This window comes from Mesorhizobium sp. M0571, from assembly GCF_040320985.1.
GTDB lineage: Bacteria > Pseudomonadota > Alphaproteobacteria > Rhizobiales > Rhizobiaceae > Mesorhizobium.
Genome location: NZ_JAMYQT010000016.1, coordinates 73,058 through 91,317, shown reverse-complemented (window position 1 = coordinate 91,317; position 18,260 = coordinate 73,058). Strand labels below are relative to the sequence as shown.

The window sequence follows — 18,260 nt, the reverse complement described above, 5'->3', positions numbered from 1 at the left end:
ATCAAAGCCTCTACAGAGCGTGGTAGCTGCGGTCGTGATAGATCAACGGCCGCAAATTATCGCCGATGCGCAGGCCTGTCACCTTGCCAAAAAGCACACGGTGGGTGGCCAGATCCTTGGTGTCGATCAGTTCGCAGTCGAAGACCGCCAGCGCGCCCTTCAGCGTCGGCGCGCCGGTCGAGATGACGTCCCATTCGGCCAACGCGAAACGCTCCTTGACTGGCAGGCCGGTAATGCCGGAAAAGCCAATCGACAGCGGCTCCTGATCCGAAGCCAGCGTGTTGAGGGCAAATTTGCCGTTCTTCACAAACGGCTCGTTCTTGGGATTTTCTCGATTGAGGCAGACCAGGATGGTCGGCGGCGCGTCCGACACAGAGCAGGCCGCAATCACGGTCGCACCGCGCCTGCCGGCGGGGCCATCGGTGGTGACCACATGCACGTGGCCGGCAAAATGGGCCATCGCATCGCGATAGGCCTGCGGCCCTATGTCGTTCTTCTTCAGCACCGATGATTTTCCATAAGCCAGAACCAGCCGTTATATATGACGGCATATTGCATGCCACAAGCGAAGTGCTTGACCTATATCCCGAATTCGCGTGTTGCGCCGAAGCTGGCCAGCCTTTAGGTCTTGACGGCATTGGCGCCGGCAAACACGCGACCGGCGCGGAGGAATTCTTCGCTCGCATGCGACCTTGGACAACGACAATAGTGGTGCTGGCCTGGTTCCTCCTCGCCGGCAATGCGAGTGCTGGGACGCTGCGGGTCGGCGTCGCGGGACCTTTGTCGGGGCCGTCGGCGATCCTCGGCAAACAGATCGAAGCAGGCGCGAGAATGGCGGCTGAAGTCCGCGGTACCGAGATCAGGACGATCGATGACGCCTGCACCGCCGCCGGCGGCGCTGCCGCCGCGAGGGAATTCGCCGCGGCCAAGGTCAATGTCGTCGTCGGTTTTCTATGCACGGACGCAATCGAGGCTGCACTGCCGATCCTCAAGGATGCCGACATCCCGGTGATCACCGTCGGCGTGCGCACGGAAAGCCTGACCGACCGGCGCGCCAAGACGGGATGGCCGATCTATCGTCTCGGGCTGCGCGGCGACGACGAGCGCAATGCCGTCGCCGCCATCCTCACCCGCCTATGGCAGAACGAGCTGTTCGCCATCGTCGACGATGGCACGATCTATGGCCGCGAAATGGCCGAGACGTTTCGGGCAGCGGCCGAGCAGGCGGCGCTGAAACCGGTGTTCGTCGACACCTTCCGGCCGCAGCTCGACAACCAGATCGGTCTGATCGGCCGGCTGAAGAAAGCCGGCGCGACGCGCGTCTTTGCCGGCGGCGACGGCGACGACGTCGCGATCATGGGCCGGGACGCCGGCCAGCTCGACGCCGGCATGGTGTTTGCCGGCGGCGAAGCGTTGCGCGCGCCGCTCGGCGACGTGCCCTATGCTGTTGGCACGCTGATGATCGCGCCGCCCGAATGGGCCGACGTCGCCGACCCCAAGGTGCTGCAAAGCTTTGCGGCACAAAACATCGTGCCGGAAGGCTACACGCTGCCCGCCTATGCCGCGGTCGAGATCGCCAAGGCGGCTTCGGCACTGGCGCAAAGCTCCGGCGAGAAGCTCACCAACGCGCTCACCGGGCATGATTTCACCACCGCGATCGGACCGATCCGTTTTGACGAAAAAGGCGACCTGACGCAAAATCCTTATCGCGCCTTCCGCTTCGATGGCGCCCGTTTCGTGCCGGCGGAGAGCCAATGATGTTCCGTACCGGTCCGCGCAATCTCATCACCGACGTCGCCGGCCTGCTGGTCGGCAATGCCGCCAATGCCAAGCTGAAATCCGGTGTGACTACCGTCATCTGCGATGAGCCGACCGTGGCCGGCGTGCAGATCCTGGGCGGTGCGCCAGGCACCCGCGAAACCGACCTGCTCGAGCCGCACAATTCGATCCAGGCCATCCATGCCGTGGTGCTTTCGGGCGGTTCGGCCTTTGGCCTCGACGCCGCCTCTGGCGTGCAGGCGGCATTGCGCGAAAGAGGCATTGGCGTGGAGGTGGGCGGCTTTCGCGTGCCGATCGTGCCGGCGGCAATCCTGTTCGACCTGCGCAATGGCGGCGATAAGGATTGGGGCCGGTATCCACCCTACCGTGACCTCGGCTACCAAGCCGCCCAAGCCGCCGCGATCGACTTTGCGCTCGGCAGCGCCGGCGCGGGTACCGGCGCGTTGAGCTCCGGCCTGAAGGGCGGGCTCGGCTCGGCATCGACGGTACTGGACAGCGGCGTCACCATCGGCGCGCTTGCCGCGGTCAACCCGACCGGCTCGGTGACGGTCGCCCGGACCCGCCATTTCTGGGCGGCACTGTTCGAGATCGGCGACGAGTTCGGCGGGTTAGGCTATCCCCACCCGATGCCTGACGATGCCAGAAATATCCTGCTGAAATTCCGCGACAAACATATCGGAGAGCGGACGGAAGTCGGCGGCAACACCACTATCGCCGTGATCGCCACCGATGCCGTCCTTACCAAGGCCGCCGCCAAACGCCTGGCGATATCAGCGCATGACGGCTTCGTGCGCGCCATTTGGCCGACGCACACGCCCGCCGACGGCGATCTGGTCTTCGCGCTGGCAACGGGCAAGAGCGGCATTGAGCTCGCGCCCAACGATGCCATCGATCTCTACGCCGCGGCCGGCGCCACCATGGCGCGCGCCATCAGCCGCGGCGTCTTTGCCGCGACGCCTGCCGAGGGCGATCTGTTCCCGGTCTGGTCGTCGCGCTGAACGCGCCGACGCTATGGTCGGGCGACCGCGATCAGGTGAGGTCGGATTTTTCTTCCTCGAACGTGACCGCAACATCCGAGTTTGCCGACAGCCGCACCTTCTGACCCTCGACCTCGGCAACGAGGCTGAGAGGAATGAAGTGGTGATGGCCTTTGTGAACGCCCTCGCCGCTGTCGCGCTTGGTCAGCTTGATTCTTTGTCCATCCACCTTGTCGACGGTGCCGACATGGACGCCGTCGGCGCCGATCACTTCCATATGTTCGCGAATCTTGGCTGCATCGGTCATGGGGGTCTCCATTGTCATGGGGGTCTCCATTAGAGCGCCGCGCGTCCCTTTGGACGCGCAAAGGACGCTCTAAACACTTTAAATCAGCGCATCGTACTTTCGGAAAATCGATTCCGATTTTCGGGCCGATGCGGTGAAGCTGCCGACAATAACAAACGGCGGCCGGATTGGATGCATCGACTTTGTGTTTCAGGCAGCACGATCTTTTGACGGCATCGTGATAGGGAATTTAACGACGTCGACTGCCTGAACGGAAAGCCCCATGCGAAATCTTGCCCTGTTTGCCGTCTGCCTGCTTGCCCAGCTTGCAACTTTGGTCGCCGCCCACGCAGGCGATGTCGCCGAGCTTGAGATCCTCGGCTTCAGCCGTGACGGCGGGGTCTTCGCCTTCGAAGAATATGGCGTCCAGGACGGATCGGGATTCCCGTATGCCAACCGCTACTACATCGACACCGCCGACGACAGTTTTCTGAAGGGCTCGCCGATCCGGATTCGGCACGAAGACGAGAATGCCACGCCGGAGGCAGCGCGGCTGCAGGCCCGGCAAAGGGGCGAAGCGATCGTCAGCCAGGCGGAACTCACGGCAAATCGCGGCATCACCGCCGGCTTCAACCCGGTGACCGAGCTTTCTGCCGATCCCTTCCGCATGGTAGTCAACCCGCGCCCGATCTTTTCGCCCGTCGACGATCCGCTCGAGTTCCGGCTCGACCAGATCGGCATGAACGACACCGAACGTTGCCAGAGCCAGGGCGAGATCAACGGCTTTCGCCTGCTGCGCATCGAGGCAAAGGACGGCGGCCAGACAAAGATTATCCACGAGGACAAATCCGTACCGCAAAGCCGCGGTTGTCCGAATGGCTACCGGATCGGCGCGGTTCAGACATTTTCGCTGGATAGCCTCAGCACCTATGCCGTGCTGATCGCGGTGCGCCAATACGACTTCGAAGGGCCGGACTATCGCTGGATCGCTGTGACCGGCCGCCTGTGACGCCTCCCGCCATGCGCTACCGCGCCCTGCATCGTCTCCGCCGCGCTCTGCCGCCGCTGTGCACCGCATTTGTCGGTGCCTTGCTGTGGGCCATGGCGATGGGCGTCAGCGCACTGCTCAATCTAATGCAGTACGATTGGGAGACCCCGGTAAAGATCCGCTACGTCTCATTGATTTATGCTGCCGGCGGTGCGCTGGCCTTCCCGGTTGGGCTTTTCCTGGCGCGGCTGGTCTCGCTCGGACGCCACTGGGAGATCGCCCTCGCCGCCGCCTTCGTCTGCCTTCTCGCCGCGACTAGCGCCTTCACCGGCGGCCTTTTTGGGCTGCAATACCGCTCCTACTATGTCCAATGGCATGCGCCCGCGCTCACCATCACCTGGGCTTTGCAGTTCGTGTTCACGATGTTGACGGCGCTCTACCAGTTCGTCGTCCTCGGCATCCGGTTGTATTTTCCGCTCGGTTTCATTGCGCTCGCAGTCGCCAGCGTCTGGTTTGCGCGGCAGCAGCGTTGAGCATTTTGCCTGCCTCTGTTAGGACGCGGGCAAACGCTCTCGCAAGTCAGGACCGACTGATGATCCCTCGCTACTCCCGGCCGGAAATGGTGGCCATCTGGTCGCCCGAAACCCGGTTCCGCATCTGGTTCGAAATCGAGGCCTATGCTTGCGACGCACTGGCCGAACTCGGCGTCATTCCGAAGGAGGCCGCCAAGACCATCTGGGAAAAAGGCGGGGCGGCGAAGTTCGACGTCGAAGCGATCGACGAGATCGAGCGCGTCACCAAGCACGACGTCATCGCCTTCCTCACCCATCTTGCCGAATTCGTCGGACCGGATGCCCGTTTCATCCATCAGGGCATGACATCCTCCGACGTTCTCGACACCTGCTTTGCCGTGCAGCTCACCCGGGCCAGCGACATCCTCCTGGCCGACATTGACGGGCTGCTTGCGGCGCTCAAGCGCCGCGCCTTCGAGCACAAGGATACTATCACCATCGGCCGCAGCCACGGTATTCATGCCGAGCCGACCACCTTCGGGGTCAAGCTGGCGCAGGCCTATGCCGAATTCTCGCGCTGCCGCGAGCGGCTGGTGCACGCGCGTGAGGATATAGCGACTTGCGCCATCTCGGGTGCGGTCGGCACCTTCGCCAATATCGATCCCTATGTCGAAGAATACGTGGCCAGGAAACTCGCGCTGAGGCCGGAGCCGGTGTCGACGCAGGTGATCCCGCGCGACCGCCATGCGATGTTCTTCGCCACGCTCGGCGTCATCGCTTCGTCGATCGAGCGGCTGGCGATCGAGGTGCGCCATCTGCAGCGCACCGAGGTGCTGGAGGCGGAAGAGTATTTTTCGCCCGGCCAGAAGGGCTCGTCGGCGATGCCGCACAAGCGCAACCCGGTGCTGACCGAGAACCTCACCGGCCTCGCCCGCATGGTGCGCTCCTTCGCATTGCCGGCAATGGAGAATGTGGCGCTGTGGCACGAGCGCGACATCTCACATTCGTCGGTCGAGCGCATGATCGGGCCAGACGCGACGGTGACGCTCGATTTCGCGCTGTCGCGACTGACCAGCGTCGTCGACAAATTGCTGGTCTACCCCGACAACATGCTGAAGAACATGAACAAGTTCCGCGGCCTGGTGCATTCGCAACGCGTGCTGCTGGCGCTAACGCAAGCCGGTGTTTCACGCGAGGACGCCTACCGGCTGGTACAGCGAAACGCCATGAAGGTGTGGGAGCAAGGCGCTGATTTCCTTGAGGAACTGCTGGCCGACAAGGACGTTGCCGCAGCCCTGCCCGAGGCCGAGATCCGCGAGAAATTCGACCTCGGCTATCATACCAAGCATGTCGACACGATCTTCAGCCGAGTGTTCGGAGAAGCCTGATGATTTCGGCGGCCGGAGATTTCGATTTCCTTGCCCTGCCCGGGCGCGGCAATTCCGGGCCGGATCACTGGATGTCGCATTGGTGCCGGGTGTTCCCCAATTCAAGCCGCGTGCTGCAGGCCGAGTGGGACCGGCCGAAGCCTGAAGACTGGATCGGCCAGGTGGATGCCGCGGTGGCTGCAGCACCACGCCGCGTCGTGCTGCTTGCGCACTCGCTGGCCGTGGCGACGGCAGTGAAGTGGGCTGCCGACGCCAGCCAAAGCCAACTCAATAAGGTTGCGGCGGCATTCCTGGTTGCCGCGACCAATGTCGAGGATAGCGATCCGTCATTCGACCTGGTGCGCCCGTTCGCGCCGATGCCGCTGAAGCGCCTGCCCTTCCCGACTTTGGTGGTGGCGAGCCGCAGCGACCCACGCGTCACTTTCGACAAGGCGACCGCCTTCGCCGCAGCCTGGGGCGCGGAACTCGCCGATGCCGGCGATCTCGGCCATATGGGAAACGAGACCCGCCTCGGCGTGTGGCCGGCGGGCCTGCTCATGCTCGGACGCTTGCTCGAGAACGCGAACCTCTAGCCAGAGGTTACGCCTTGCCGGGAACCGTCCTGATCACCGTGCCCCACGGATCCTCGCGGGTCGTCGCATCAGTTACATTGTCCGAACGCATCTCGACCCAGGCCAGGCCGGAGCGGGCAGGATCGCGGCGGCCGGCGCCCGGGCTCTGCCAGGCGTTGGCGCCGATATGATGATGATAGCCGCCGGACGACAGGAATACCGCTGCGCCACCGTATTTTGCCACCGTGTCGAAACCAAACTCCTGGTGCCACCAGGCCTCGGCTTCTTCCGGCCTTCCGACCCGCAAATGGACGTGGCCGATGATGCTGTTTTCCGGCGCGCCCTGCCAGCCGGCATCGCCCGCCGGCAGGTCGGCAACGACTGACGGGATATTCAGCCGCTCCGTCGCCATCGCGATCTTGTCGCCGTTCCATTTCCAGTCTTGAGGACGGCGGTCGGCATAGATCTCGATGCCGTTGCCTTCCGGGTCGGTCAGATACAGCGCCTCGCTGACAAGATGATCGGAAGCGCCCTCGATGCCGATCTTGCTGGCGATGGCGTGATTGATCCAGCGGCCGAGATCGGCCCGGCTGGGCAGCAGGAAGGCAGTGTGGAAAAGACCGGCGCTGCGCGGGTCATCGGGTTTGGCCGCGGGATCCGATTCGATGTCGAGCAAAGGGCGGCTGGCTGCGCCGAGCGTGATCGTGCCGCCGGCGCGGCTCAGTTCCTGCAAACCGACGACTTTGCGATAGTAAGCAGCGAGATTTTCTGCATCGCGCGCCCGCAAGCCGACGCGGGCAACGCTGACCGGAGTCGTCGCGGCAAAAGGCAGTTCGCTCATCAAAGTGCTCCGTTCAGGCGGCGTTCGACAAGCTTCCAACAGAGGAATCCGGCGCCACCAATCATTCTACGCCGTGTCCGTGCCAAAATCCCGGTCATGCGCGGCGGTTTCTTTCCTGCCGACAGATCGTAGATCGCGATCGTTCACACAAGAGCGCAAGAAGCGAACATGGTGTTCACTATTATGAGCAAAGCCGAGCCCGTCAGAAGCCGTTTGCATATCGCCGGTTGGGCTCATACCCGGTTGCACCCGACAGCGCCGCTCGCTACATGCGCGCCATGAAAGTCAAGGAAGCAGATATTCTCATCGTGCCGGGCTACACCAATTCCGGCCCCGATCATTGGCAGAGCCGCTGGCAGTCGAAACTGTCGACGGCGCGCCGCGTCGAACAGGCGGAATGGTCGAAACCGGTGCGGGAGGACTGGACGGCAGGTGTCGCCAAGGCGGTCAACGAGGCTGAGCGGCCGGTCGTCATCGTCGCTCACTCGCTCGGCGTCGCCGCGGTCATCCAGGCGTTGCCTCGGTTCGAGCGGCCGGTCGCCGGCGCTTTTTTCGTGGCGCCGCCCGATGTCGCCAATCCCAAGATAAAGCCGAGGCACCTGATGACCTTCGGCCCCTATCCGCGCGACCCACTGCCGTTTCCCTCGGTGGTGATCGCCAGCCGCAACGACCCGTTCTGCGCCTTTGGCATCGCCGAGGACATTGCCGCAGCCTGGGGCTCGCGGTTCATCGACGCCGGCGATGCCGGCCATCTCAACGCGGATTCCGGTTTTGGCCCCTGGCCCGAAGGCACCATGACGTTCGCGAAATTCCTGACGGATCTCTAGGAACCGATCGAATCTCTGACGCTCGTCAGCAGGGTCTTTGCCCCGAGCGAAATCAGCGAATGCTCGGAGCCCATCGCCAGCAGCCGGTAGCCCATCGACACCACGCGGCCGGCGATTGCGGGTTCCATCACATAGATCGCTGCATGCTTGCCGGCTTTGCGTGTCCGCTCGGCCACTGACGCAACGGTCTCCATCATGCTCTCCAGCGTCGAACTGACGGTGGTGCCCTTCGACCAGGCGATCGAGAAATCCGACGGGCCGAGGAAGATGCCGTCAATGCCCGGCGTATCGAGGATGCCGTCGAGTGCATCAAGCGCGGCGCGCGTTTCGACCATGGCGAACGCCATGGTGCGCTGGTTGCTGTCGCGCAGCCAGTCGGCATAGTCGCCCTTGCCGTGGCGCGGAAAGGCATAGGTCGGGCCCCAGGAGCGCTCGCCGAGCGGCGGGTATTTCATGGCGGCGGCAAACAACTTTGCGTCCGCCGCTGAATTCACCATCGGCGCAATCACCGCCTCGGCGCCGAAGTCGAGCGCGCGGCTGGCCATGTCGAAGCGGCCGACCGGAATGCGCACCAAAGCCGGCTTGTTGGCGGCCAGCACCGGCATAAGCCCGCGCAGCACGCTGTCCTCGTGGTGGCCTCCGTGCTGCATGTCGAGCGTAACCGCGTCGAACCCTTGCCTGGCCAGTATCTCGACCGTCAGGGCATCCGGCACGCCGGACCATGCGCTGAACAGCGTTTCGTCGGCCGCAAGGCGTGACTTCAGGGACATCGGCGGCTTCCTCTTTGGTTACAGCAATTCAGCCGGAAACGGCTGCAAAGGCAAAGAAAAACCGCCCGGTTAGGCCGGGCGGTCGATTGGTCCAGCATTCGATCGGTATCGGTGGAAGGATCAGGTGTTCTTGATCTGCTCGATCGCCTGCGCCATCAATTCATCCATGGTGCGGCGGATCTGATGGTCAGACTGGTCGATGCCGGCTGCATCGAAATCCTTGCGTATCTTACGGAAAACGTCGTGATCGCCGGCTTCCTCGATGTCGCTGACGACCACTTCCCTGGCATAGGCGTCGGCATCGGCGCCGGACTTGCCGAGCTTTTCGGCAGCCCACAGGCCGAGCGCTCTATTGCGGCGTGCCGCAGCCTTGAACCGAAGTTCCTCGTCGAATGCGAATTTGCGCTCAAAGCCCTCTTCGCGGTCTTTCATGCTGCTCATGGCATCCTCCGGTGAAATCCGATTCGTTGGGTCAATATGTGTTGCCGGAGCACAAACCAAAAGGCCGTCGGCCGGTCAATATACTACATTGCTTGCTGCGCTGCGGCATTTCGGTCCCGAAAGCGGTTGATTGAAAGGATTGCCGATTGAGCAATCAGTGCGATTGGGATAGACACCGGCATTGAACCCCACCGTCGCCATCTTATTTTAGGCAGACGGACAGGAACTGGTCGCTTGCCGCCTGCCCGCAAATCCAGAGAAAAATCAGATGAAAAATCGCCGCCGCATTTATGAAGGCAAGGCCAAGATCCTCTATGAGGGACCGGAGCCTGGCACGCTGATCCAGTTCTTCAAGGACGACGCCACCGCCTTCAACAAGAAGAAACACGAAATCGTCGATGGCAAAGGCGTGCTCAACAACCGCATTTCCGAGCACATCTTCAACCATCTCAACCGGATGGGCATTCCGACCCACTTCATCCGCCGGCTCAACATGCGCGAGCAGCTGATCAAGGAAGTCGAGATCATCCCCCTCGAAGTGGTGGTGCGCAACGTCGCCGCCGGCTCGCTGGCCAAGCGCCTCGGCATCGAGGAAGGCACCGTGCTGCCGCGCTCGATCATCGAATTCTATTACAAGGCCGATGCGCTCGACGATCCGATGGTCTCGGAAGAGCACATCACCGCCTTCGGCTGGGCGAGCCCGCAGGAGATCGATGACGTCATGGCGCTGGCCATCCGCGTCAACGACTTCCTTTCCGGCCTGTTCATGGGTGTCGGCATCCAGCTCGTCGATTTCAAGATCGAATGCGGCCGCCTGTTCGAAGGCGACATGATGCGCATCGTCGTTGCCGACGAGATCTCGCCGGATTCCTGCCGGCTGTGGGACGTGGCGACACAGGATAAGCTCGACAAGGATCGTTTCCGCCGTGACATGGGTGGGCTGGTCGAAGCCTATCAGGAAGTTGCCCGCCGCCTCGGCATCATGAACGAGAACGAGCCGCCGCGCCCGGCCGGACCGGTGCTCGTCGCATCGACCGACGGCGTCAAAGGCAAGCCACATTGATGGCTTGCCAGCTCAACAGGTGAACAGGAGCATGTCCAGCGTGATCAAGGCCCGCATTACCGTAACCCTCAAGAACGGCGTGCTCGACCCACAAGGCAAGGCAATCGAGCATGCGCTGTCCGGAATGGGTTTCGGCGGCGTCGGCCAGGTACGGCAAGGCAAGGTTTTTGATATCGAGCTTGCCGAGGGCGACAAGGCCAAGGCCGAGGCGGATCTGAAAGCCATGTGCGACAAGCTTCTGGCGAATACGGTGATTGAGAATTACGCGGTGGAGATCGCCTGAGGTGAAATCAGCCGTCGTCCTTCTCCCCGGCCTCAATCGCGACCGCGACATGATCGCGGCGCTGACCAACATTTCCGGCACGCCGCCGGTCACCGTCTGGCAGACCGACACCGAAATCCCCGATGTCGACCTGATCACCATTCCCGGCGGCTTTTCGTTCGGCGATTATCTCCGCTGCGGCGCCATTGCCGCGCGCATGCCGGTGATGCGGGCTGTAGCCGAAAAGGCTGCCAAGGGCGTCACGGTCATTGGCGTCTGCAACGGCTTCCAGATACTGGTCGAGGCCGGCCTGCTGCCGGGCGCATTGATGCGAAACACCTCGCTGAAATTCGTCTGTCGCCAGGTGAAGCTGCAGATCGCCAACGCCAACACGATGTTCACCCGCCGCTACCAGCCGGGCCAGATCATCCGCGCGCCGGTGGCGCATCATGACGGCAATTATTTTGCCGATGCCGAAACGCTGGCCCGCCTCGAAGGCGAAGGCCAGGTGGTGTTCCGTTATGCCGAAGGCACCAATCCCAACGGCTCGATCAACGACATTGCCGGCATCGTCAACGGGCGGGGCAACGTGCTCGGCCTGATGCCGCATCCCGAAAACCTGATCGAAGCGGCACATGGCGGCAGCGACGGCCGGGCGCTGTTCGAAAGCGCGCTGGGCATCGCCGCTTGATGCCTTCCATTTTCCTCCTGGAGCGACGGTCATGAAACTCTATTCGCGGCCGTTGTCGCCCTATTCGTCGATCGTGCGGGCGCTGGCCTACATCAAGAACGTGCCGCTCAAGATCATTGCGCCGCCACCCGGATTTCCAGTCCCCGAGGCATTTCGTGCCATCTCGCCGCTCAACCGGATTCCGGTGCTGATCACCGGCTCGGGCGAAACGATCGTCGAATCGGTGGTCATTGCCGAATATCTGGAGGAGCGATTTCCGGAGCCGGCGCTGCTGCCCGAGGATTCGAAGGACCGGGCGCTGGTGCGCATGTTCGCCCGCATCACCGACCTCGACGTGCTCGCCCCGACGATGAAGCTGTTCGAGCTCTATTTCGTGCCGCAGCGCAACGAGGCGGAGATCAAGGCGCAGTTCGACCGGCTGCATCACGGGCTTGCGGCAATCGAGGCGCGCATGGCGCACGGCCCCTTCGCGCTCGGAGACGACATCTCATTCGCCGATGCCTGGCTGACGCCGACCCGCTTCATCTTCAACAATTTCCGGGCCACGATCGGCCGCCCCGACCTGCTCGACACCTATTCGAAATTCGATGCCTATGAGCAAATCGCCTTGCAGCATCCGGCGCTGTCGCGCGTCTGGGGTGAGATGACAGACGGTCTGAAGATCTTTTTGTCGGAACTCGAGATGGGCGCCGCTTGAGCATGAGCCCGAGGATCGCCCGCCTCGCTCTCGCCACTGCCGCCGGGCTTGTACTCGCCTCCTGTCAGTCGAGCCCGAAGAACACGCCGGCGCCGGCGGGCAAGAGCGCGTCGCTGCTTGCCATGGAACAGGTGGCAATCGCCGCCCACAAATGCTGGATCGCCAGCAAGGACCCTGCCTTCAAATCTTATCAGATGGCCAACGAGCTGAATTCGTTCAGCGGTACGCCGCGCTTCCTCTTGGTACCGGCCAAACATTATGGCGGAAAGCCGTTGCTGGTCGTGCAGGCGCAAGGCAATTCGAGCCGCGTCGACGTGTTCGGCCCGCTGATGGCGGAACCGCTCGGTGCGCGCATAAGCTCGGACATCGCCCGCTGGCAGGCGGGCAATCCGGCCTGCGGTGCGGCGGCGTAGCGCCATGGCCCGCTTGCTGCAGATCGCCGGTCTGGTCATTGGCCTTGCCGGACTCGTCCTGCAGCTTTTCATCACGGTCCCGGCCTCGATGGAAGCCGGCCGCAGTTTTGTCGGTTCGCTCGTCTTTTATTTCAGCTTTTTCACCATCCTGACCAATATCGGCGCCGTGCTCGTCCATGCCTCGTTGCTGTCATCGACGGGCTATGCCTGGTTTCCAGCGTTTGCCGGGCCTCGGATGCGGGCGGCCGTAGCGGCCGCCATAACGCTGGTCTTCATCGTTTATGCGACGGTCTTGGCGCAACTTTGGCAGCCGCAAGGGTTGTTCCTGCTCTGCGACGTTCTCCTCCACTATGTGACGCCGGTGCTGTTCGTGCTGTGGTGGCTTGTGGCGGGCGCCGACGGCTCGACGCGGTGGCGCGACATCTCCTGGTGGATGATCTATCCGGTCGCCTATCTGGCCTACGCATTGCTGCGGGCGCCGATTGCCGGCGAAGTGCCTTACCCGTTCCTCGATGTCAAGAATGGAGCGGTCAGCGTCGCCGTCTCGGCTGTGGCCATCACGGGGCTTTTTCTCGTGCTGTGTATTGTGGCGGTGCTTGTTGACCACGGCGTCGCGCGGATCAGGGCGGCGCGCGTCCATCCGCGATGATGCTCTCCCGCCGCGGCAGCCTTTAGCGTCTTGGCACGGTTCGCGCGGCGCCTGCACGGATCGCCGCAGCAGCTTCGCCAGCGATCCGTGACATGAACTTGCGCGTGAATTGGCCGAGCGGCTTGGCATCTTCGAGCGCCCAGCTCGTCGCGAGATCATCGGTGTTGAATTTTCGACGATAACCCAGGCTGGGGTAAAGAGGGTGGCGCGGCGGGCCTCGGTCTCAGGAATCTCGACACATAGTGCGCGCCAGGTCGTGGCGGCTGGCTCGTGATTGGAAAGAGCAGGGCCTGCTTGCGGCCATTCTTGCCGGCAACGATCAGCATAACGCAAGTCGGCCGCGCCTTGCGTCCGCTTTCCTCGCCCCGGTCATATTCCCTTGCCCACAAATAGGAATAGAGAATGATCTGTCCGTGGCCGGGTTCAGTCATCCCGGACATCGTCTCGCGCGACTGCGTCGAGGCCGGTTAGAAGCTTGTCGCGTTCCTCGGCCGACAGATCCTCGACCCGGTGTGCCCGTTGCGCGCTGCGACTGGTGATGCGGTCGAACTGCTCTGCCGTCAGGAGAACAAACTTGCGCTTGCCGCGCTTGGTGATGTCAACAGGACCGCGGAACGCGGCCTCAACAACCTCGCCGGATTTGTTGCCGAGATCTGTGAGGGTGAAACTTGCCACGGTCATCTCCTTCGTCGTCCCGAAAATAAGGGAATTAGCTGTTTTCAGCAATACCCCTATTCACTGGAGACGTCGCGAGCGAATGCTGTGAGGGCACGAAGGAGGATGGTATCTCAGTGATGAAGAAGATCGCTTTGGTGTCCGATGTCGATATTGACGCTCTCGTCTACCCCGCCGATATGACACGCGACGTTCGAGACGGAGCATCCGGCGGCTCTCTCAGTCCCAGAACGGCCTCAGCCCCTCACGATGGGCATCGCAACGCGAGATACCGATGTCCTTGAGCTGGTCGTCACTCATCTCGAGCAGGACCAGCCGGCTGCGCCGGCGATCCATTAGCCCGTCGATCCACCTCGCGAAGGATCTGAGCGTACGCACCAGCCGGCTGACATAGGTTGGCCTGCCTGACGGGCGCGCCACCTGCACCTGCAATTCAGCCCCAGCGGAGCGGATTGTCTCTATTGTAGCCATTTTCTTTCTGCCAAGATTGCAATTGTGCCCTTTTGTACAGCCCGCTTCATATGTATTGACTCTCATTTCGGTGCAATATAAAAAATTGTCACCATGACAACTTGGCTTCCAGACCTTACCGCCGGCACTGGCCCGCTCTATCAGCGGCTTGCCGATTCCATCGAGACGGACATCGACCGCGGCCTGATCGGTGCAGGAGCAAAGCTGCCGCCGCAGCGCGATCTGGCATACGACATCGGCACGACCGTCGGCACGGTTGGCAGGGCCTATCAATTGCTGCGCGAGCGGGGATTGGTCAGCGGCGAGGTCGGCCGCGGAACCTATGTTCTCGCTCAGCAGTCGGAGAGCGCAAAGCCGGATTTCCTGGGGCCGGTCGAACAAGGCACGCGCTATATGGATGCGCCCGGCGACAAGCTGCGCTTCGATAGCACCGCCGCACCGGATGTCGGCCAGGGTGCCATCGTCGCCGATGTATTGACACGCACGGCGCAAGACCATCCGCATGAGATTTCAAGCTACACGCGTGATTTCCCGGACCGCTGGTTCGAAGCCGGCAGGCGCTGGCTGGCGCGCAATTCGTTTCGCCCGGCCGCGGACGCCATCGTTCCGACGCTCGGCACCCACGCCGCGGTGATGGCAACCATTGCGGGGCTCACCTCCCCCGGCGACTATGTCGTCTTCGAGCACCTCACCTATTCGCAGATTTCCCGCAGCGCCGGCCTGATCGGTCGCCGGACCGCACTGGTGGTGGCGGACGACGAGGGCATCGATCCCCAGGATTTCGAGCGCGTCTGTGCGCAAAAGCACCCGAAGATGATGTTTTTGATGCCAACGGCCAAGAACCCGACGCTGACAACGCTGTCGGCACCGCGCCGCGAGGCAATCGCGCGTGTCGCCCGTCACTATAATGTCGTCCTGATCGAGGACGATCTCTATGGCGGACTGACTGACGACCCGACGCCCTTATTGGCCGAATATGCTCCCGAACGGACCATCGTTGCCGGCGGCCTGTCGAAATCGGTCGCGGCGGGTGTTCGCGGCGGTTGGCTCGCTTGCCCGCCGGCCTATCGTCACCGCATCCGGGTTGCCCACAAGATGATGACGGGCGGCTTGCCCTTTCTGCTGGCAGAGGTGGGCAGCCGGCTGGTGCTGTCCGGTCAGGCCGCCGAGATGCGCAAGCGCAGCATTGCCGAGATCCACGCGCGCATCGCGATCGTGCGCGAGACACTCGACGGCTTCGACTTCAAGGCGCTGGATAATGTGCCCTTCGTCTGGCTCACTTTGCCCGACCCATGGCTTTCCGGCACTTTCAAACAGGCCTGCCTCGAACATGGCGTGCTTATCGATGACGAGGACGAGTTCAAGGCGGGGCGTTCCGACCAGGCCTTTCACGGCGTGCGGTTTGGCATCTCGCAACCGCGGCAGCGGGAAGATATTGCGCAGGGCGTCGCGGTGATCCGGCGGCTTCTGGACGAAGGCCGCGCCGGCTACGACAGCTTTTCCTGAACCGGCTTGAAACCGGCGAGTCGAGTGGCGATCTTTCGCTACTGGCGGTCAGCTGTTGCTTTCCGTCGTTTTAGTTATCCGACGGGGTGTATCGGCCGCAAAGCTTGCGATAAGACGGGACTCGATCCCAGGGACATAAATTGCCGACCATGACCATTTCCAATTCCGTGCCGATCACTCCGGAACTCATTGCCGCGCACGGGCTGAAGCCCGACGAGTACCAGCGCATCCTCGACCTGGTCGGGCGCGAACCGAGCTTTACCGAACTCGGTATTTTTTCCGCGATGTGGAACGAGCATTGTTCCTATAAATCCTCAAAGAAGTGGCTGCGCACGCTGCCGACCACCGGGCCGCAAGTCATCCAGGGCCCGGGCGAGAATGCCGGCGTGGTCGACATCGGCGACGGCGACTGCGTCGTCTTCAAGATGGAGAGCCATAACCACCCCTCCTATATCGAGCCATATCAGGGAGCGGCGACCGGCGTCGGCGGCATCCTGCGCGATGTCTTCACCATGGGCGCGCGGCCGATCGCGGCGATGAACGCGCTGCGCTTCGGGGCGCCGGACCATCCCAAAACCAGGCACCTCGTTGCCGGAGTGGTTTCCGGCGTTGGCGGCTATGGCAATTCCTTCGGCGTGCCGACGGTCGGCGGCGAGGTCAACTTCGAGGCCCGCTACAATGGCAACATTCTAGTCAACGCCTTTGCCGCTGGGCTCGCCAAGACCGATGCGATCTTCCTGTCGGAAGCCAAGGGCGTCGGCCTGCCGGTCGTCTATCTCGGCGCCAAGACCGGCCGCGACGGCGTCGGCGGCGCCACCATGGCCTCGGCCGAATTCGACGACAAGATCGACGAGAAGCGGCCGACGGTCCAGGTTGGCGATCCCTTCACCGAAAAATGCCTGCTCGAAGCCTGCCTCGAACTGATGGCGTCCGGCGCCGTCATCGCCATCCAGGACATGGGTGCCGCTGGCCTCACTTGCTCGGCGGTCGAAATGGGCGCCAAAGGCGACCTCGGCATCGAGCTCGATCTCGACAAGGTGCCGGTGCGCGAAGAGCGCATGAGCGCCTATGAGATGATGCTGTCGGAGAGCCAGGAGCGCATGCTGATGGTGCTGCGCCCCGAGAAGGAAAAACAGGCCGAGGCCATCTTCCACAAATGGGGCCTCGACTTTGCCATCGTCGGCAAGACCACCGACGATCTGCGCTTTCGCGTCCTGCACCAGGGCGACGAAGTCGCCAATCTGCCGATCAAGGATCTCGGCGACCAGGCGCCGGAATATGACCGTCCCTGGGTCGAGCCGAAGAAGCCGGCGCCACTGGCTGGCAATGCACCGCAAGCCGACGTGGCCGAGGCACTGCTCAAGCTGCTGGGCGGACCGGACCTCTCCTCGCGCCGCTGGGTATGGGAGCAGTACGACACGTTGATCCAGGGCAATTCGTTGCAGCTTCCCGGCGGCGATGCCGGCGTCGTGCGCGTCGACGGTCATCCCACCAAGGCGCTCGCCTTCTCCTCCGACGTGACGCCGCGTTATTGCGAGGCCGACCCTTACGAGGGCGGTAAGCAGGCGGTCGCCGAATGCTGGCGCAATCTTACCGCCACCGGCGCACTACCGCTCGCCGCCACCGACAATCTCAATTTCGGCAATCCGGAACGGCCCGAGATCATGGGCCAATTGGTCGGCGCTGTGAAAGGCATCGGCGACGCTTGCAGGGCGCTCGGCTTCCCGATCGTCTCGGGCAACGTCTCGCTCTACAATGAGACCAACGGACAAGGCATCCTGCCGACACCGACCATCGGCGGCGTCGGGCTGATTGCCGACTGGTCGAAAATGGTCCGGATCGGCTTTGCCGCCGAAGGCCAGATGATCGTGCTGGTCGGCGCGCCGACCATGTGGGGAACGCATCTTGGCCAATCGGTCTATATGCGCGACATCCATGGCCGCGCCGAGGGCCCGCCGCCGCCGGTCGATCTCGATCACGAGAAGTGCGTCGGCGACCATGTGCGGGCGCTGATCGCCTCCGGTGTCGTTACCGCGGCGCATGACGTTTCCGATGGTGGCATCGCGGTGGCGCTTGCCGAGATGGCGATGGCCTCCGGCATCGGCGCGACCATTCCCGGCCTGATCGGTGCAGATCCGATCCCGGTCTTGTTCGGCGAGGATCAGGGCCGCTATCTGCTGACGCTGTCGATCGACCCGCAGAGCGAGGCGTGGGACGCCATTCGCCAACAGCAAAGCAAGCTCGGCATCTTCGCACCATGGATCGGCTCGACCGGCGGCAGCGAATTGAAACTCGGCGAGGCGCGTGCAATACCGGTCAGCGAATTGACCGCCGCCCACGAATCCTGGTTCCCTCGCTTCATGGCAAACGAGGTCGTGGACCCATAAAGATGATCGAAATGGCGCCGGATCTAGCTTGCATTCGGATGTGGTCTCTCTGCCATTTCGAGCCTATTTATGAGATCACGGGCTAG

Annotated in this window: 22 protein-coding genes; 15 read left to right on the top strand and 7 right to left on the bottom strand. The window is 62.8% G+C overall.

Annotated features, from left to right (window positions below; all coding sequences use genetic code 11):
* Positions 1-10: 10 nt before the first annotated feature.
* Positions 11-505, bottom strand: coding sequence for a flavin reductase (locus NKI85_RS19995; protein ID WP_352526614.1), 495 nt, complete (start codon positions 503-505; stop codon positions 11-13).
* 179 nt (positions 506-684) lie between these two features.
* Between NKI85_RS19995 and NKI85_RS19990 the strand changes: the two genes are divergently transcribed.
* Entirely contained in the window at positions 685-1,758 is a 1,074-nt protein-coding gene (locus NKI85_RS19990; RefSeq protein WP_352777567.1) for a branched-chain amino acid ABC transporter substrate-binding protein, read from the top strand.
* Positions 1,758-2,777 carry a P1 family peptidase gene (locus tag NKI85_RS19985; RefSeq protein ID WP_352777649.1) on the top strand — a complete coding sequence of 340 codons (1,020 nt, stop codon included), beginning with the start codon at positions 1,758-1,760 and terminating at the stop codon, positions 2,775-2,777. The genes NKI85_RS19990 and NKI85_RS19985 overlap by 1 nt, the downstream gene beginning before the upstream one ends.
* A gap of 31 nt (positions 2,778-2,808) precedes the next feature.
* On the opposite strand, the gene NKI85_RS19980 is transcribed toward NKI85_RS19985, so the two are convergent.
* Positions 2,809-3,063, bottom strand: coding sequence for a DUF2171 domain-containing protein (locus tag NKI85_RS19980; RefSeq protein ID WP_352526617.1), 255 nt, complete (start codon positions 3,061-3,063; stop codon positions 2,809-2,811).
* 262 nt (positions 3,064-3,325) lie between these two features.
* Here NKI85_RS19980 and NKI85_RS19975 point away from each other — a divergent pair, with 262 nt between their 5' ends.
* The 4 genes from NKI85_RS19975 to NKI85_RS19960 are packed head-to-tail and all read left to right on the top strand — an operon-like array spanning position 3,326 to position 6,502.
* Entirely contained in the window at positions 3,326-4,051 is a 726-nt protein-coding gene (locus NKI85_RS19975) for a DUF2259 domain-containing protein (protein WP_352526619.1), read from the top strand.
* An 11-nt stretch (positions 4,052-4,062) separates the two neighbouring features.
* Entirely contained in the window at positions 4,063-4,563 is a 501-nt protein-coding gene (locus NKI85_RS19970; RefSeq protein WP_352526621.1) for a hypothetical protein, read from the top strand.
* A gap of 59 nt (positions 4,564-4,622) precedes the next feature.
* Positions 4,623-5,930, top strand: coding sequence for an adenylosuccinate lyase (gene purB / locus NKI85_RS19965; protein ID WP_352526622.1), 1,308 nt, complete (start codon positions 4,623-4,625; stop codon positions 5,928-5,930).
* The gene (locus NKI85_RS19960) at positions 5,930-6,502 is read left to right on the top strand and encodes an RBBP9/YdeN family alpha/beta hydrolase (protein ID WP_352526624.1); all 573 of its coding nucleotides are present in this window, start codon (positions 5,930-5,932) and stop codon (positions 6,500-6,502) included. The genes purB and NKI85_RS19960 overlap by 1 nt, the downstream gene beginning before the upstream one ends.
* 7 nt (positions 6,503-6,509) lie before the next feature.
* Here NKI85_RS19960 and NKI85_RS19955 read toward each other — a convergent pair whose 3' ends face one another.
* Complete coding sequence (locus NKI85_RS19955) at positions 6,510-7,322, bottom strand: VOC family protein (RefSeq protein ID WP_352777563.1); 813 nt, start codon at positions 7,320-7,322, stop codon at positions 6,510-6,512.
* A 278-nt stretch (positions 7,323-7,600) separates the two neighbouring features.
* Between NKI85_RS19955 and NKI85_RS19950 the strand changes: the two genes are divergently transcribed.
* Entirely contained in the window at positions 7,601-8,149 is a 549-nt protein-coding gene (locus tag NKI85_RS19950; protein WP_352526667.1) for an RBBP9/YdeN family alpha/beta hydrolase, read from the top strand.
* Here the strand turns inward: NKI85_RS19950 and NKI85_RS19945 are convergent.
* Both NKI85_RS19945 and NKI85_RS19940 read right to left on the bottom strand, forming a co-directional pair.
* Positions 8,146-8,919 carry an HpcH/HpaI aldolase family protein gene (locus NKI85_RS19945; protein WP_352526628.1) on the bottom strand — a complete coding sequence of 258 codons (774 nt, stop codon included), beginning with the start codon at positions 8,917-8,919 and terminating at the stop codon, positions 8,146-8,148. The two genes, NKI85_RS19950 and NKI85_RS19945, sit on opposite strands and share 4 nt — an antisense overlap.
* 120 nt (positions 8,920-9,039) lie before the next feature.
* A complete protein-coding gene (locus NKI85_RS19940; RefSeq protein WP_023674726.1) occupies positions 9,040-9,360 on the bottom strand; it encodes a DUF1476 domain-containing protein in 321 nt (106 codons plus the stop codon).
* Between the two features lie 268 nt (positions 9,361-9,628).
* Here NKI85_RS19940 and purC point away from each other — a divergent pair, with 268 nt between their 5' ends.
* From purC to NKI85_RS19910, 6 genes are read left to right on the top strand one after another with little or no spacing between them, the layout of a single operon-like run.
* A complete protein-coding gene (gene purC, locus NKI85_RS19935; RefSeq protein WP_023674725.1) occupies positions 9,629-10,423 on the top strand; it encodes a phosphoribosylaminoimidazolesuccinocarboxamide synthase in 795 nt (264 codons plus the stop codon).
* Positions 10,424-10,463: 40 nt separating this feature from the next.
* On the top strand, positions 10,464-10,706 hold the full coding sequence (gene purS / locus NKI85_RS19930) for a phosphoribosylformylglycinamidine synthase subunit PurS (protein WP_352526668.1): 243 nt from the start codon (positions 10,464-10,466) through the stop codon (positions 10,704-10,706).
* Between the two features lies 1 nt (position 10,707).
* Positions 10,708-11,376 carry a phosphoribosylformylglycinamidine synthase subunit PurQ gene (gene purQ, locus NKI85_RS19925; protein WP_352526630.1) on the top strand — a complete coding sequence of 223 codons (669 nt, stop codon included), beginning with the start codon at positions 10,708-10,710 and terminating at the stop codon, positions 11,374-11,376.
* A 31-nt stretch (positions 11,377-11,407) separates the two neighbouring features.
* The gene (locus tag NKI85_RS19920) at positions 11,408-12,073 is read left to right on the top strand and encodes a glutathione S-transferase family protein (protein WP_352526632.1); all 666 of its coding nucleotides are present in this window, start codon (positions 11,408-11,410) and stop codon (positions 12,071-12,073) included.
* A 2-nt stretch (positions 12,074-12,075) separates the two neighbouring features.
* Positions 12,076-12,486, top strand: coding sequence for a hypothetical protein (locus tag NKI85_RS19915; RefSeq protein WP_352777560.1), 411 nt, complete (start codon positions 12,076-12,078; stop codon positions 12,484-12,486).
* 4 nt (positions 12,487-12,490) lie between these two features.
* Positions 12,491-13,135, top strand: a complete 645-nt coding sequence (locus NKI85_RS19910; RefSeq protein WP_352526634.1) for a Pr6Pr family membrane protein — start codon at positions 12,491-12,493, stop codon at positions 13,133-13,135.
* 423 nt (positions 13,136-13,558) lie between these two features.
* On the opposite strand, the gene NKI85_RS19905 is transcribed toward NKI85_RS19910, so the two are convergent.
* Positions 13,559-13,861, bottom strand: a complete 303-nt coding sequence (locus tag NKI85_RS19905; RefSeq protein WP_352526636.1) for a type II toxin-antitoxin system prevent-host-death family antitoxin — start codon at positions 13,859-13,861, stop codon at positions 13,559-13,561.
* Positions 13,862-14,029: 168 nt separating this feature from the next.
* Complete coding sequence (locus NKI85_RS19900; protein WP_352526637.1) at positions 14,030-14,281, bottom strand: DUF1127 domain-containing protein; 252 nt, start codon at positions 14,279-14,281, stop codon at positions 14,030-14,032.
* A 93-nt stretch (positions 14,282-14,374) separates the two neighbouring features.
* Here NKI85_RS19900 and NKI85_RS19895 point away from each other — a divergent pair, with 93 nt between their 5' ends.
* The gene (locus tag NKI85_RS19895) at positions 14,375-15,787 is read left to right on the top strand and encodes an aminotransferase-like domain-containing protein (protein ID WP_352526638.1); all 1,413 of its coding nucleotides are present in this window, start codon (positions 14,375-14,377) and stop codon (positions 15,785-15,787) included.
* A 149-nt stretch (positions 15,788-15,936) separates the two neighbouring features.
* The gene (gene purL, locus NKI85_RS19890) at positions 15,937-18,174 is read left to right on the top strand and encodes a phosphoribosylformylglycinamidine synthase subunit PurL (RefSeq protein WP_352526669.1); all 2,238 of its coding nucleotides are present in this window, start codon (positions 15,937-15,939) and stop codon (positions 18,172-18,174) included.
* The last annotated feature ends 86 nt before the right edge of the window (positions 18,175-18,260 follow it).